This is a genomic window from Bizionia sp. M204, from assembly GCF_023205095.1.
Lineage (GTDB): Bacteria > Bacteroidota > Bacteroidia > Flavobacteriales > Flavobacteriaceae > Algorimicrobium > Algorimicrobium hallyeonense.
This window is the reverse complement of record NZ_CP046242.1, coordinates 1344772-1360921: the sequence shown is the minus strand read 5'-3', so window position 1 is coordinate 1360921 and position 16150 is coordinate 1344772. Positions and strand designations below refer to the sequence as shown.

13 protein-coding genes are annotated in these 16150 nt (G+C 33.7%); 3 read left to right on the top strand and 10 right to left on the bottom strand.

What is annotated here, in order from left to right; all coding sequences use genetic code 11:
- Positions 1–34 precede the first annotated feature (34 nt).
- The 3 genes from GMA17_RS06160 (at position 35) to nhaA (ending at position 3631) form a co-directional block, all read left to right on the top strand.
- Positions 35–1006, top strand: coding sequence for a type IX secretion system membrane protein PorP/SprF (locus GMA17_RS06160; protein ID WP_248400180.1), 972 nt, complete (start codon positions 35–37; stop codon positions 1004–1006).
- 107 nt (positions 1007–1113) lie between these two features.
- A complete protein-coding gene (locus tag GMA17_RS06155; protein WP_248400178.1) occupies positions 1114–1959 on the top strand; it encodes a universal stress protein in 846 nt (281 codons plus the stop codon).
- A gap of 358 nt (positions 1960–2317) precedes the next feature.
- Positions 2318–3631 (top strand): Na+/H+ antiporter NhaA, encoded by a 1314-nt coding sequence (gene nhaA / locus GMA17_RS06150; RefSeq protein WP_248400176.1) that lies wholly within the window; start codon positions 2318–2320, stop codon positions 3629–3631.
- 116 nt (positions 3632–3747) lie between these two features.
- On the opposite strand, the gene GMA17_RS06145 is transcribed toward nhaA, so the two are convergent.
- The 10 genes from GMA17_RS06145 to GMA17_RS06100 form a co-directional block, all read right to left on the bottom strand.
- Positions 3748–3975: a DUF2892 domain-containing protein gene (locus GMA17_RS06145; protein ID WP_248400167.1), complete on the bottom strand. Its 228-nt coding sequence runs from the start codon at positions 3973–3975 to the stop codon at positions 3748–3750.
- 31 nt (positions 3976–4006) lie between these two features.
- On the bottom strand, positions 4007–4312 hold the full coding sequence (locus GMA17_RS06140) for a hypothetical protein (protein ID WP_248400164.1): 306 nt from the start codon (positions 4310–4312) through the stop codon (positions 4007–4009).
- Between the two features lie 92 nt (positions 4313–4404).
- Complete coding sequence (locus tag GMA17_RS06135; protein WP_248400162.1) at positions 4405–7599, bottom strand: efflux RND transporter permease subunit; 3195 nt, start codon at positions 7597–7599, stop codon at positions 4405–4407.
- A gap of 208 nt (positions 7600–7807) precedes the next feature.
- The gene (locus GMA17_RS06130) at positions 7808–8887 is read right to left on the bottom strand and encodes an efflux RND transporter periplasmic adaptor subunit (protein WP_248400160.1); all 1080 of its coding nucleotides are present in this window, start codon (positions 8885–8887) and stop codon (positions 7808–7810) included.
- 103 nt (positions 8888–8990) lie between these two features.
- On the bottom strand, positions 8991–10301 hold the full coding sequence (locus GMA17_RS06125; RefSeq protein ID WP_248400158.1) for a TolC family protein: 1311 nt from the start codon (positions 10299–10301) through the stop codon (positions 8991–8993).
- A 330-nt stretch (positions 10302–10631) separates the two neighbouring features.
- Positions 10632–12089 (bottom strand): NAD(P)/FAD-dependent oxidoreductase, encoded by a 1458-nt coding sequence (locus GMA17_RS06120; RefSeq protein WP_248400156.1) that lies wholly within the window; start codon positions 12087–12089, stop codon positions 10632–10634.
- A 350-nt stretch (positions 12090–12439) separates the two neighbouring features.
- The gene (locus GMA17_RS06115; RefSeq protein WP_248400154.1) at positions 12440–13033 is read right to left on the bottom strand and encodes a bifunctional 2-polyprenyl-6-hydroxyphenol methylase/3-demethylubiquinol 3-O-methyltransferase UbiG; all 594 of its coding nucleotides are present in this window, start codon (positions 13031–13033) and stop codon (positions 12440–12442) included.
- Positions 13034–13035: 2 nt separating this feature from the next.
- On the bottom strand, positions 13036–13785 hold the full coding sequence (locus tag GMA17_RS06110) for a class I SAM-dependent methyltransferase (protein WP_248400152.1): 750 nt from the start codon (positions 13783–13785) through the stop codon (positions 13036–13038).
- A 64-nt stretch (positions 13786–13849) separates the two neighbouring features.
- Positions 13850–15196 carry a rhodanese-like domain-containing protein gene (locus GMA17_RS06105; RefSeq protein WP_248400150.1) on the bottom strand — a complete coding sequence of 449 codons (1347 nt, stop codon included), beginning with the start codon at positions 15194–15196 and terminating at the stop codon, positions 13850–13852.
- A gap of 100 nt (positions 15197–15296) precedes the next feature.
- The gene (locus GMA17_RS06100; RefSeq protein WP_248400148.1) at positions 15297–16022 is read right to left on the bottom strand and encodes a peroxiredoxin; all 726 of its coding nucleotides are present in this window, start codon (positions 16020–16022) and stop codon (positions 15297–15299) included.
- Between the last annotated feature and the right edge of the window lie 128 nt (positions 16023–16150).

Genomic DNA, 16150 nt, shown 5'->3' with positions numbered 1-16150 from the left:
CTAAAAGAGGTTATAAATTTTAATACAAATCAAAATGAAAAAACTAATTATATATTCTCTTTTCTTAGTCATAGCTCAAGGTTATAGTCAAGAATTAAACTTACCCGTGTTCACGCAATATTTGGCAGATAACCCTTTTGTGATTTCTCCTACGTATGCCGGAATTGGCGATAATTTAAGGATTAGAGCTAATGGATTAACACAATGGGTTGGCATAAAAGGCGCGCCAGATAATCAGTCTGTGTATGCCGATTTTAGAATTGCCAACCGTTCTGGTGTGGGAGTTTCTTTGTATAACGATAGAAATGGACTTACGGAACAGAAAGGATTAAAAGCCTCATTTGCGCATCATCTTATTTTAGATTATTATTCCGATCAGTTTTTATCCTTTGGTCTTACGTATAACTTAAATAGTTTTAGAATTCGAATTGAAGATTTTGAAACTAATTCGGAATCACCCATAATTGATCCACGCGTAACTGACGATAGAGCTATTTCAAATAATAATTTTGATGTTGGTGTTTTATATAGAAATAAAGGATTTTATTTCAGTTTAAACGTGAATAATATTTTACCAAAAGATATCGATAATTTTTTAGGTATTGAACCAGATTTACTTTTAAATTATCAGGTTTATTCCGGATTGGTTATTCAAAATAAAAATAATAAATCACTTGAAATTGAACCTTCAACATTCTTTCAATACTTTGCTAGTGATGATCGTTCAAGTACAGATTTTAATATTAAAATTAGAAAGTTAGATAAGCGAGATGATTATTATTGGGGTGGCATTTCATACCGATTTCTTAATGACCAATTTTTTAACCCTTTAAATTTAGGTCCTATGGCAGGACTTAAAAAATCTGGTTTTTACTTTGCTTATGCGTATCAAATAACAATAAATGATTTGGCTGGGTATAATTCCGGAACCCACATGATAACCATAGGTTTTGACTTCTTCCAAGGAATTAGTAACTGCTCATGTGCACAATCATTGCTTCGTTAGAAAGTGTCGTTCTATGTCGTTATTTAGGTTGACGAGAAAATGATATTTGTCATTTTAAATATGCGTTTCAAATGGTATCTTGTAGGTTATAAAACTGATAACAAATTATGAGACATATATTATTAACAACTGATTTTTCTGAAAACTCCATTCATGCTATAAATTATGCGTTGGAATTATTTACCTATGCCGAATGTGAATTTCATGTTTTATATGTGGTAAAATCGTCAACATTTATTTCAGATGATCTCATGCAGAGCAAGCCCACTGAATCTTTGTATAGTGAACTAATTTCAGATGCCAAAGTAAAATTAGAAGCACTTATTGAGACTTTTAAAAACAGGCACAATAACCTGTTGCATACTTTTGAACCCGTTGTTGATTATGATAATTTAATTGGTTCTATCAATCAAACTGTAACCTTACACGATATAGATTTGATTATTATGGGAACAAAAGGTGCGACCAATTTGGAGAAAATTATTTTTGGAAGTAATACCTTGCGTGTTTTTCAGCGTTGTCAGATATCTGTTTTGGCAATTCCTGCAAATTGCCCCATAAAACAAATTAAAAATGTCTTGTTTACCACCAAATACCATTCAGCTTATAAATTAAAAGATTTAAACATTTTAATAGATTTAGCCGAGCACTACGATTACAAATTAGATATTTTGCATATAACCGAAGCAAAAACTATCGATTCAAAACAACACGTTGTACAGCAAGAATTACAAGGTTTTTTTAGAAATATAAATCATCAATTTGTACTAAAATCCGAAACAACCTATTTAAGAACAGTTTTAGATTATATTAGAGAAAACGATATTGAATTGTTTGCCATGATGCGCAAACAGCATAGTTTTTTAGAGCATCTGTTTTTAAACCATAAAACCGAGCAAATTGCATATAATATGCAAATACCATTTTTAATGTTAGCTTTTAAGGATAGTTAATTAGTTTAATTTATAGACAGTAACCACCAATCAGAATCACATTACATAAAAAGGGTTGTTAATTGTAGCGTTTTTTTGTTGAAAATGATTTTAAAACTTGCCGAAATTTAGGAAACTAGATACTGGACTGCTGCAATTGTCATCATTTTTTAGTGTTTATTCTTATTGAATAATTGATGCATATTCTACATTCCTCATAAATTTTGGTTACATTCCCAAAACATGAAAATACAGTTAAGTTATTAGAATTTGCATTCTGATTTTTATAGCGTATTATAAATTTATATTAAAATAAGCGGTTTTTCTTTAAACAAAAATCACAATCACTTATCTTTGGTATTCAAATATTTCTTTATATATGATAAAACGGGTACTTCTTACACCATTTCAAAAATTTGTTAAGATAGAAAGCTTTAGTGGTATTTTATTACTTTTGGCTACTATAACCGCCTTGGTTTGGGCTAATTCACCTTTCGGTGCAACCTATCAAGAGTTATGGCAATATGATTTAGGAATAGTAACCGAAAGTTTTGAATTTAAGAAACCATTAATTCTATGGATTAATGATGGTCTGATGGCTATATTTTTCTTTTTAATTGGACTTGAAATTAAAAGAGAATTATTGATTGGTGAACTAAACACCATGAAAAAAATAGCCTTTCCATTATTTGGGGCATTAGGAGGAATGATTGTTCCGGTAACCTTTTTCATTCTTTTAAATCAAAATCCAGACACCTTAAAAGGTTGGGGAGTTCCTATGGCAACGGATATAGCCTTTTCATTAGCTGTGTTAAATGTATTGGGGAAGCGTGTGCCTTTGAGTTTAAAAATATTTTTAACAGCCTTTGCCATTGTGGATGATATTGGCGCTGTATTAGTTATAGCAATCTTTTATAGTGGTACTATAAATACCACACTTTTACTTATAGCTGGCGCCTTATTAGGTGTCCTATATTTTACATCTTACAAGGGATATTACTCCAAATTCTTTTTGTTTTTAATTGGAGTCGTAGTTTGGTTTTTATTTTTAAAATCAGGTGTTCATCCAACGGTTGCTGGAATATTAGTAGCTTTTTCAGTTCCGGTAAGACAAGGGATTTATACCCAAACATTCTTAAAGAATTTGGAAGATATTTATAATAAAATTAAGAAGTCTAGTGTCCTTAAACAGCCAATTTTATCTAACGAACAAATTGGTCATATTGATGAATTAGAAGAGTGGACGAGTAAGTTTCAATCGCCCTTACAGCGTTTAGAACATAGTTTACATGGCTGGGTAGCCTACTTTATAATACCTGTATTTGCACTGGCTAATGCTGGTGTTATGTTAAGTAGCGATGTGGAATTAGATATGGCATTAACAACTAATATTATTCTGGCTTTAGTTCTTGGTAAGGCTATTGGAATACCATTAGTGGTGTTTCTTGCAAAGAAAACCAAGCTGGTAACAATCCCATCAAACATAAGTTTTTATCAAATTATAGGTGTAGCATTTTTAGCAGGTATTGGGTTTACCATGGCTATTTTTATTGCAAGTTTGGCATTTAGTTCACATCCTGAATATATAGATTCGGCTAAAATTGGCATATTAGTTGGCTCCTTAATTTCGGCTATTGTAGGATATGTTATTCTCCGATTTGCGCCAAGTAAAGGAAATGATAATCTAATATAAAAATGAGCTCACGTTTCTATAAAATATACATTCCGTAAGTTTATGTAAATAAAAGAAACCGCAACAATCTAAAAATTAAGATTGTTGCGGTTTCTTGTTTAAAGGAATAGATCGGGTTATTTTTTATTGGTATTTGGAACCGAACAACCTGCAGAACCTTCTTTTTTAAGACCTAATTTTTGCAAAATGGTTTCTAACAAGCACCATTTTGTAAATGCAGATTGAATTAAATTAACGCCAATAAAAACCGTAAACCACATCCAATTTGGGTTTACATAAACGGTAAGCACAACGCTTAATAATACCATGGTGCCAACAATAATTCTAAAATATGTATTTAACATTGTAATTTATTTTTTAGATTAAACTTTTACTTTATATAAATTTTTCAATAGGAACGACAACGGCTCTTATAGCGTTATTTGTTTCTATATTTGAATTAAATTCCTGTATTAATTTGAAAAGCACATCAATACTTTCATCTTCTGTGAACGAGAAAAACAAACGGGATTCATTCCCAAATTTTTGACTAGGAAACCAACTAGAAGCCATTAAAACGGATGCCCCATTTTTATAACCATCAATATCTGAACTACTAAAGCTGTGAATGTTGGCATTTTTAAAGAGTTTCAAAATAGCTGTTTGAAACTCTTCGACTGCTGTAACTATAACTAATTTCATAATTTCTATTTTATATTTTCCAAAAACTTCACGATTAAGGCAAATTGTATTTTTACGCTCTGCTTGAACCAATCAAATTTGTGGAAAAAGGATTATTTATAATTTTTCTTTTCTATCATATAATAAACCAATGGTACAACCAACAATGTTAGTACCGTTGAAACGATAGTTCCTCCCATTAAGGAGATGGCTAAGCCTTGAAAAATGGGGTCAAACAAAATAACAAAGGCACCTATAACAACCGTTCCTGCGGTTAACAGAATAGGTGTGGTCCTAACGGCTCCTGCTTCAATTGCTGCTTGCTTCAATGGGACACCTTCCGCTGTTCTTAAATTGATAAAATCAATTAATAATACGGAGTTTCTAACCATGATTCCTGCTAAAGCAATCATGCCTATAAATGACGTTGCTGTAAAGAAAGCTCCCATAATCCAGTGTCCTAAAATAATCCCGATTAAGGACAACGGAATGGCAACCATCATTACAATTGGAGCTTTAAAGTTTTGGAACCAACCTACAATTAGGATATAAATCAATATAATGGCACCTAAAAAGGCTATACCTAGATCTCTAAATACCTCTAATGTAATTTGCCATTCGCCATCCCATTTCACCGTATAATTATCTTCAAAATCTGGCTGACCTAAATACAGTTCGTTTAATTCGAAGCCTTGAGGTAACGGAATCTCTTTCAACTTATCTTCCATTCCTAGAATAGCATAGGCAGGACTTTCTAGTTCTCCAGCCATATCAGCCATTACGTAGACCACACGTTTCTGGTTTTTTCGGTAAATGCTTTTGGCTGCGGTCGTTTCTGATATCGTTACTAAATCTGCAATTGGTACCATATTACCTTGTTTAGACTTTACCTTCAGTTGCGAAATATCAGTTATTGTAGATTTCTCTTTTTCATCTAAAGCTAATATTAAACCTATTTGACTTACAGCATCTTCATCATATAAACTGGTTATCGCACGGTTTGATAAAGCCATATTCATGGTGTAAGCAATTTGCTGTGGGGCCACACCGTATAGCATGGCTTTTTCCTTATTGATGACAAATTGATATTCAATTTGGTCGTCTTCAACCATCCAATCTATATCAACCACATCATCTGTATTTTTCAGTATGCCTTGAATGCTATTGGCAATCTTAATTTGTTCATTATAATCCGGACCGTAAACTTCTGCAACAATTGTTGACAATACAGGAGGTCCAGGTGGAACTTCAACCAACTTTACATTGGCATGATACTTGGCAGCAATTTTTTGAATATCCGGACGCAATAATTTGGCTATATCGTGACTTTGCGCTGAACGTTCACTTTTATCAATTAAATTAACCTGGATATCTGCCATGTTAGAGCCACCACGTAAATCGTAATGACGCACCAAACCGTTAAACGTAATAGGAGCAGAGGTGCCAATATAATTCTGATAATTAACCACTTCTGGACGTGTAGATAAATATTGTGAAATTTCTTGTGCTACAACACCAGTACGTTCTAATGTTGTTCCTTCTGGCATGTCAATTACTACTTGAAACTCATTCTTGTTATCAAATGGTAACATTTTTACAGCTACCGAATTCGTGAAAAACAAAGCCATAGTTCCCATCAATACCGCAAATGTGCCTCCCAAAAATATATAACGTTTAGTTTTGCTTTCTAATAATGGTCTTTCAAATTTGTTGTAGATTCTATAAATTAAAGTTTCCTCTAATGGTTTTTCTTCTTTCTGCTTGGCTCCCTGTTTATCTTTCTCCCGCAAGAAAATTAAGCCTAAATAAGGTGTAATGGTCAAGGCTACAAATAAGGATAAAATCATGGCAATAGAAGCGCCTATAGGCATTGGTGCCATATATGGACCCATTAATCCTGACACAAAAGCCATTGGTAAAACGGATGCAATTACCGTAAAGGTTGCCAAAATGGTTGGATTACCCACTTCATTAATAGCATATAAAGCTGCTTGCTTAAACGGCAAGCGTTTCATTTTAAAATGCCTATGCATATTTTCGGCAATAATAATGGAGTCATCCACCACAATACCCGTTACAAATACTAAAGCGAATAAGGTTATACGGTTTAAGGTATAATCCATTAAATAATAACTCAACAAGGTTAACGCAAACGTAATGGGAACAGATAAAAATACGACCAATCCGCCTCGCCATCCCATGGCTAACATAACCACAATGGTAACTGCTATGATAGAACCTATAAGGTGTAATAGTAATTCAGATACTTTATGCGATGCTGTTTCTCCATAGTTTCTTGTTATTTCAACATGAACATCGTCAGGAATTAAAGTGCTGCGTAAATGGTCCACCTTATCAATAATAACTTCTGCAATTTTCATAGCATCAGCACCTTTTCGTTTGGCAACAGAAATGGAAACCGCTGGATATTCTGATTTATATTCCGAAGACTTTGCACTTCCTTTTCCGAAACCTAAACTCACATAGTTTTGTGGTACTTCTGGTCCATCAATAATTTTAGCAACTTGTTTTAAATATATAGGCTGATTCTGTTGCACACCAACCACCAAGTTTTCAACATCGGTTACCGTTTCTAAAAACTTACCTGTGTTTATAAGGAATTCGGTGTCATTTTTGTCAAAACTTCCAGCACTTAATTGACTATTATTTGCGGTAATCATTTCAGAAACAGACAAAAAATCTAATCCGCTTGCCGCTAATTTATCTTTATCTAAAACCACACGTAATTGACGATCACGACCACCAATTTTATGCGTAATAGCTACGTCGTTTACCTTTTTAATTTCGGCTTCCAACTCTTGAGCCATTTGGCTTAATTGGAAATCGTCATAATTTTCACTCCATAGGGTTAATCCTAACATGGGAACATCATCAATAGCACGCGTTTTTACCAATGGAAAGGTAACGCCAGCTGGCATTTGATCCATGTGCTTATTAATTTCGTTGTATAACTTTACAAAGGAACGCTCAATGTCTTCGCCAACATAAAACTGTACGATAACCATGCCTTGCTCTTTCATAGACGTAGAATACACATATTCCACGCCTTTAATATTCGAAATTAATTGCTCTAATGGCTTAATGACCCGCGATTCTACTTCCGTCGGACTTGCCCCAGGGTAACCCACAAAAATGTCTGCCATTGGCACGTCAATTTGCGGTTCTTCCTCACGCGGAATTAAAAACGATGCGTACACACCAACAACCATAAATACAATCATTAACAACACGGTTAATTTAGATTGCATAAAGACTTTGGCAATTTTTCCTGCGATTCCTTCTTTCATTTTTTATATGTATTTGGGCGTTTTAACAGGCTATCCGTTACAATCTTTTTTTGCCATATATGGCAGCAAAAAAAGGATTTTCACTTCTATCCCTAACGCGAAAACAATTCTTAATTATTATTTTAATGTTCTCAATTATGCTTACAAGGTTTCAGGCACCATATTAAGCTTCATACAAACCGCGTAGTACATTGAAAACTTAACCAGATTACTGAACACTTATTTTGGCGCCATTAAAAAGCTTTCCTTCTGCTGAAACAATGTAGGCTTCGTTGGCATTTAAACCTGATAACACTTCTATCTGATCACCGTAAGTTCTACCTAGTCGTAACCAACGTAAAATTGCAGTATTACTTTGGCTAACGGTATATATACCGGATAATTGGCCGTTAGTAATTAATGCCTCTTTAGGGATTAAAACCATGGATGTTTTTGCTTTTCTGGCCACAGGAAATTGAACGGTTGTAAACATACCAGACAAAATATTGGCATCAGTTTTCTCTAAATCTATTTTTACTAAATATTGTCCGCCTGTATTTTTGGCAGACGTACTTACTTCAATAACTTTTCCTTTTAAGGTTTGGTTGATAGACTTGACTAATACATCAACTGAAGAGCCATTTTTTATTTCCGAAATTTCTGTTTCTGGAACCATGGCCATGACTTCAAAATTCCCTGGTGTTTCAATACTAATTAATGGTACACCTGGACTAGCCATATTTCCGGCCTCCACGTTTTTGCTTGTTACAGTTCCGCTAAAAGGCGCCGTAATATTACTATATGCAAATTGTGCACTAATTTCATTTTTCATTTGGTTTGCGGATTCTAATCGTGCTTTTGCCATTTCATAATTAGCTGTTACATCATCCATTTCTTTTTGCGACGCACTATTGTCATCCAGTAAACTTTTAAACCTGTTATAATCTTTTTGTGCATTATTAAAAGCGGCTGTAGCTTCGGAAATACCCGCATTTACTTGCGCTTTCTTTGCTTGTAAATCAGCATTGTTAATAGATATTAATAATTGCCCTTTACTAACTTTATCGCCAACATTTACGTAAACTTTATTAACATAACCCATCATTCTGGTGCTTAATTCAGCACTATTTGCAGCCTGAATTTTTCCGCTTACAGATAAAAAGGGACTGTTGCTGTTGGCTTCAACTTGACTTGTTTTTACTGCAATTGCCGGCGTGTTATCTGCAACTTCTTTTTTGTCTTCACTACCACAACTCGTCAGGAATACTGATACTGCGGTTAAAGTTAATAGGTATACGTATTTTTTCATTTTATTAGTTTTATTTTAATAGTTTCAAGGCTTTAAAAACCTTTAATAATAATTTTTCTGCGTTATTTATTGATTGAATACTGAGACTGCCTACTGCAACTTTTTACTCTTTGGTTAAAAACTGTAAATACGCTAGTGCATAATTATATTCAAAAATAGTTTGAAAATATTCCAATTGTTTTTGTGAATATTGTGTTTCAGCGGTTAATAAATCGGATGTTTTTTCTAAACCTTCTTTAAACCTATTGGTTCTAATCCTCAAGGATTCTTCAGACTGATCCAACGCCAATGCCGTTAATGTTAATTTGTTTTCAGCATCAATTAAAGCACGTTTTGCCTTATTCAATTCTAAATTACTTTGGGACACATATTGCGTGTATTCTAATTTAGATTTTTCAAATTCAGCTTTACTTTTTTGTGCTTTTCCAAAGCGCTTGGAGCCTTGAAAAACATCCCATGATAGCTGTGCACCAAATAAGTAACCGTTGGCATCGCCTTGAAACACTTGGTCGTCATATAATTCGTAGCTTCCAAAAGCATTTAAGCGTGGTAAAAATGCCATTTTATCGGCTTTATTCATGGATTCGTAAGCATTTGTGGCTAATTGCATCGCCTTAATATCCGAACGATTCTCCGAAATGCTTTGTGCTTTTAGTGATACCACGGAAATAGTTAAACTATCCGTAGGCGTGTAAACCACATAGTTGTCATCATTCATTAAAAATGACAAGTAATTAGATGCATTCTGCACATTGCTTTTCGCCATTTGTAATTGATTCATTACTTCTGTTACACGAACTTCTACATTTAAGACATCTGCACGCTGTAAATACCCTTGCTTAAAACTATTATCCGCTAGTTTTTTATTGGAATTGGCAGCCGTTAATGCTTTTTCTAAAACAGCTACACCTTTATAGGCTAATTGTAATTGCATATAGGCTTTTTCAACTTCAAATGCCAAATAGTCCTGTGTACGCTCGGTCTTTAAAGACATAGCTTCCATTTTTGACTTTGCTGCTTTACGCTGATACATACCATCTACATTAATTAATGGCTGCTGTATTTCAAATTTAGTCGCGTAATTTTCTATCTGCGAAGGATCGTTTAATAGGGCTGGATTAAAATCTGAAGCTGTTAAAATTTCCCGATTTAGCTTCGAACCAAAAGCCATTAAGGGGTTAGTGGTAGCAATACCAGTGTGACTGGCCGTAATATTTGGCAGGAATACAGCATTAGTTTGATTAAAATCTGCTTTTGCTGCATTAAATTCCTTTTCTGATATTTTAATAGTTGTATTGTTTTCAGAAACTTTAAGCAGTACATCCGATTTGGTAATCGGAACCAATTCTTGCGCATGTAGATTATAGCTCCAAAATAAACCGATTAGTACTGTTATAAATAAATTGTTTTTCATTCCTATTTGTATTTCTGTAACAAAAATAGCTTGATAAAACATGTTGGTCAGTAACCAATGTTACCAAACAAATAAAAACACTCATTATTAAAATGAGTGTTTTTCACTAATCAACCAATAATCCTGACCATCACATCAGGTTGCCTTTCGAGTGCCTCCATGACCACCAGCTACAATAACCATTATTTTAATACTTAAATAAATGTATTTGAAAAACTGGATGATTGGATTCATCATTTTAAATCTTTGATATTTTGAAATTCGTTGTGTCATTTTATAACTATTTACACTGTTGTATTTTACTATTAAACCTTAAACCTTGAACTATATTTACTCTGGAATCAACCACCAAAATGGTTTCATTTTTGCTTTGTAAATAAAGGCGTAATGTAGCGTAAGCTTAAGCCAGTGTCCTGCCAGTCCAATTTCGCCAAATGTTTTACCTAATTTTCGCCCTTGAGTTCTTGGATATTTTTCATAATCAGGAACAATAGGGAAGGTGGTAATACTCACACCGCTTCCAGAGGTTAGTCCGTAGCCAGCAGAAGCAATACATGCGGCTCCCATGTTTCCCATAGAACCTTTATGATGTAAAGACTCCTTACCGTTTTTAATGGTATCTATAATATTATCGGCTACAATTCTGGCTGTAATTCCAGATGGCATTCCTGTTCGTGGAGGAGCAGGCGTAATATCTGTACCATTTTTACTTTTTCTAGGTTTAGAGATGGAATGAGGAGGTGCAAAGGCAATTCCTGGGGCAAAAATATTTTTATAATTGGGATTTTGATAGGTTTCTGGCCAATCTTGAACGGACCATTCTTCGTATGGTTTTGGCGTATAGTCTGCATCCACAATCATGAAGCCTCTAAAGAGTTTATCAGTGATGTCTTCATCATTTTTATCATAAGCCTTAAATCCATGACCTGAAAAAGCTGGAATTAACATGGCAAAATCATAAGCTTCGGATTTGTATTCGCCTTCTAAATTTTCATAGTGTGCTAAACCGTCTTCAATTTTATTAACACCAGCACCCAATATCCATTTAATGTCACGATCTTCAAAAATCATTTCAATCATTTCATGGGATTTCATGGTCATGCTTCCATAACTTAACAACATGCCATCCATTCCAAAATCACCTAATTGATATTCATTGGATATCCAAGTTACTTCAGCCATATCGCGTACGCCATGCCTATGTAATTCCTGTTCAACATTTAAAATATATTCGAAAGCAGCACCTTGACATGTTGATTTGGCATGACCTGTTCCAATTAAAATTTTAGCTTTTTTACCTTGCTTCATTTCTTGAATTAAGGCCTTTAATCCTTCCCAAGCATGATCTGCGTGCGTGTATGTACAAACGGAATACGCTTTGTTTTTTCCAGGAACTAAACCTTCTGTAGCTTCGAAATTTAATTTTGGACCGGTTCCGTTTATCAAATAATCATAGGTTACCTTTTCATGCTGGCCTTTTTTATCGCCAAGAACATATTCAACCTTGACATACGGTTTGTTTTCGGTTGAATCACCTTCTGGGTGAAAAGTGATTGCTTTGGCTTGGATGTAATCAATATTTTTTTTCTTATACAAAGGTTCCAAAGGAAATAAAATTTCTTTCGATTTCATTCTACCAATTCCAACCCAAATATTAGAGGGAATCCATTGGTAATTGCTGTTAGGTGATACGACTACAACTTCGTGATCTTTAGATAATTTTCTGCGTAAATGTGCTGCCGCAACATGTCCGGAAATACCTGCTCCTAGAATAACAATTTTAGCCATGACTATGAATTTTTATTAAAGGTAATGTGCAAAAATAGTTCCCACAGTAACTTTAGTTACTTAAGCTATTTTTTAATTGAAGAAGACCAAAATCGTGGATGTCATATTATAGGTTTAAAAATGACTATTTTCAACTTTATAAAAATATCATATTGGGTTACATATAGGATTCTTCTTAAATTGAAGTCAAGATTGGAGTAGTGGGTAGCAAACTAGTTTTAAATTTAGAATGTATATTGAAACTAATAACTCAAAATTAGTATGCTTTATTATTGCAATACCACCTAAAAAAAACCGCAATGATATATAAATATTCAAAGCGGCTTTATACTCTTTATTGTTGAATTCACTTATTTTTTTACTCCCAAAAAACGAATCACTTCTGCTTTTCCTTTATGATGTTCGCCTTCAGCAAGTTCAATTGTCAATGCCTTTAATATTTCAAACTCTAGTTGTGGGAATTCGTCCTTAACTTCATCTATAGAAAATAACATGTCTATATTTTTTGGGCCACCAGATGTATGTTCTAGTTGTGATTTGGCAAACGCTTCAAAAATAACCTGACCACCTATTTTTAAGAAGCCCAAAACATGTTGATGCGCTTGTTTACGGATATCTGCTGGAAAATGCGCAAAAGATAAACCTACAGCATCAAATTTTTCATTGGATTGAAACTCCTGAACTCCTGTAACGTCATAACTAATATTAACGGACTTCTTTTCTGCCAATTGCAACGCTTTTTCCTGGCCTTTTATGCTCATGTCAAACGCTTTTACTTCCCAACCTTGAGAAGCAGCATATACAGCATTTCGGCCTTCACCTTCTGCTGGAAGTAAAATTTTACCCGGATTTAATTTGTCGAGTTGTTGTTTAAAAAACGCATTGGGTTCCGTTCCATATATAAATTCTTCATTCGCATAACGCTCGTTCCAAAATTCTTTCATAATTATTTAGCTCGTATTATAAATTGATAAGGCAACAAATCTACATTGACATCCAATTTTGTATAGCCTGCCTTTTCTAACTCGCTTTTTACAGTCTCTAGATCAATTTTATGGTCAACAGACGGACCTACTGGAAGTTCTTTTTTAAAGTAATCTATAACGACTAATTCTCCATTTAATTTAATTCCTTTTTTAACTTTTGAAAAATAATCGATTCGGTTTTCTATGTGATGGTATGTATTAACAATTAACACCATATCTACTTCGTTGTTTGATAAGTTAGGACTGTCATAAGGAATTTTTCGAAGTTCTATATTTTCAAGTTTGTTTTCTTCTATTCGTTTTTTTAAAGCGTCTTGAAACTCATTACTAACATCAGCAGCAATAACATGCGCACCTTTTTCAGCCAATTTCACCGAAAAATAACCTGAACCAGCACCTAAGTCCATAATTTTTTTACCGTTTATATCACCAAGGTATTCAAGCACTTTCTCTGGGTTTTGATAAGCATCGCGTTCAGGCGACTCAAACCGCTCTATTAAATCTTTTGTGGATGAACGCTGCATGTGTTCATTTGCGGATTTTGAACTATCGTGTTTGTCGTGATTTGTTTCATGCATTGCATCCTGAATCGCATTCTTTTGGTTATTTTCTTTACAAGCCGTAAATGCCAGCATTATAATTATAGCTAGGAAAAGTTGTTTTACCTTGCTCAAGATTATATAGTTATTTTGGTATATAATAATATTCAATTTTAATTTATTTAAGTTTTAGTAGACCTACAAACAGATCATCTTATTTTAATTTTTTGTTAGGTTAGTTTTTAAAATGTTCAACCGCATCACTTAAGTCATATACCGAAGCTTTATCAATTAAATTAGAGATAATACTACTGCCAATGGCACTTCTATAACCGCCTGCACAATGCACCACAATTGGCTTATTAGTAGGGATTTTATCTTTGGAATCTCTCAAATCATTTAGAGGAATAGAAATCGCTTTTTCAAAAAACTTACCTGTTTCAACTTCACTCTTATTTCGAACATCAATTATAGTATAATCATTCGTTTGCTTTTTAAAATCTTCTAAATTTATAGATTCTGTATTTAAAAGGGATGATTTATCTAAAGTCATCATACCTTTTAATTGTTTCTCATAACCGATTTTGGCAATACGATTTAAAATATTGTTTTTGTCTTTTATGGAATTTAAGACCACATAAAAAGGCTCTTCAGGTTTAACAATGGCACCAAGCCAAGTTTCGAACTTGTCATCTTCGGTTTCTGCAATAATGTTGATACTTCGCGCTAAATGATTTTTATTATAATCATCTTGATTTCTAACATCTATCACTAAAGTGTCATTATTATCAATTGTATTGATCTGAAATTGAAAAGGCGGTTTTGCAATGCTTGTTTCAAAGTTATCTGCTCCTTCTTTATTTATGTCCACATTAAATCCAAAATAGGAAGGTATAAACGGTTGGTCTTTTAAAATATGTGCAACAAACTCTTCTTCCGATAAATTTTTAAAGGCCCAATTTTCAGTTCTTTCTCTTCCTAAAGTACTGGACGGATCTTCGCTCAAATTTTTTCCGCACAAAGAACCTGCGCCATGTGCCGGATAAATAATTGTGCTATCTGGTAGGTGGTTAAATTTAGTTTTCATGGTTTTATACATGCTTTTAGCCAATTCTTCCCGTTTAGCTTTCATATTGCCCGCTTTTTCTCTTAAATCCGGACGACCAACATCACCAATAAACAACGTATCTCCTGAAAACATATAGTGATTCCTATCTGCATCTGTAGCAATAACCGTAATACTATCTGGCGAATGGCCGGGTGTGTTAATAGCTTCTAACGTTACTTCCCCTAAAGTTACTGTATCCCCATCATCAAATGTTTTATGCGGATACGTTGCACCAACCAGCTTACTAACGTAAATTTGTGCTCTGGTTTCTTTATGCATTTGTAGATGACTACTTACAAAATCAGCATGCGGATGCGTTTCAAATATGGCTACAATATTGGCATTGTGTGCTTCGGCTAATTCGTAATATGGTTTTGTATTTCTGGAAGGGTCTATAATTGCCATTTTTCCATTACTAATAATAGCATAAGAATAATGTGCTAATGGTTTATCTTCAAATTGTTTAATCGTCATAATTTAAAATTTATATCGTATTATTGATAATATAGAAAAATGTTTTAAAATTTCATAGAAAAGAGCCTCAAGTTGAGGCTCTTTTTCTTGATGGACTTAACTATTTTTGTAAAATTTCATTCAGTACTAAATCTTTATCTAATTTTTTAGTACAGAAAAACCAATCATGACATTCTAGTTCATCGGTTGCTGTCATGCGTTCTTCAGCAACACCACAAGATCCTGCTGGTGATACTATAACATCATCGCCTGGATTCCAATCGGCTGGGGTGGCGACATTAAATTTATCAGATGTTTGCATGGCTATTAATGCCCTGTATAATTCATCAAAATTACGTCCTAAACTTAAAGGGTAGTAAATTATAGCACGAACAATTCCTTTTGGATCTACAAAAAACACAGCTCTAACAGCTTGAGTTTCGCTTTCTCCCGGCATAACCATTCCATATTTCTTGGCAACATTCATAGATATATCTTCTATTAAAGGAAACTTAACCTCGACATTTTCCATGCCGTTGAATTTAATTTTTTCCTTTATCGTTCGTAACCAAGCAATATGGCTATACAAACCATCAATTGATAAACCAATTAGATTGCAGTTTGCTTTTTTAAATTTTTCTTCTTGATGCGCGAATGTCATAAACTCCGATGTACAAACTGGTGTAAAATCGGCTGGATGGCTAAATAAAATTGACCACTCTCCTTTATAATCTGATGGGAAATTAATGTGGCCTTGTGTTGTTACAGCTGTAAATTCAGGTGCTTTATCACCTATTCGTGGCATTGAAAATGTTTGTTCTTCTTTTGTTGTTTCTGTGGTATTCATAATAAAAGGTATTAGATTAATTTATTACAAATATAGTTTGTAATAGTTTTTAACTATGTAACTTAAGTTACCTATACCTAACTTTTTATAAAGTTTATTCAATTAAAGTTTAAAAACAGACCTTTATA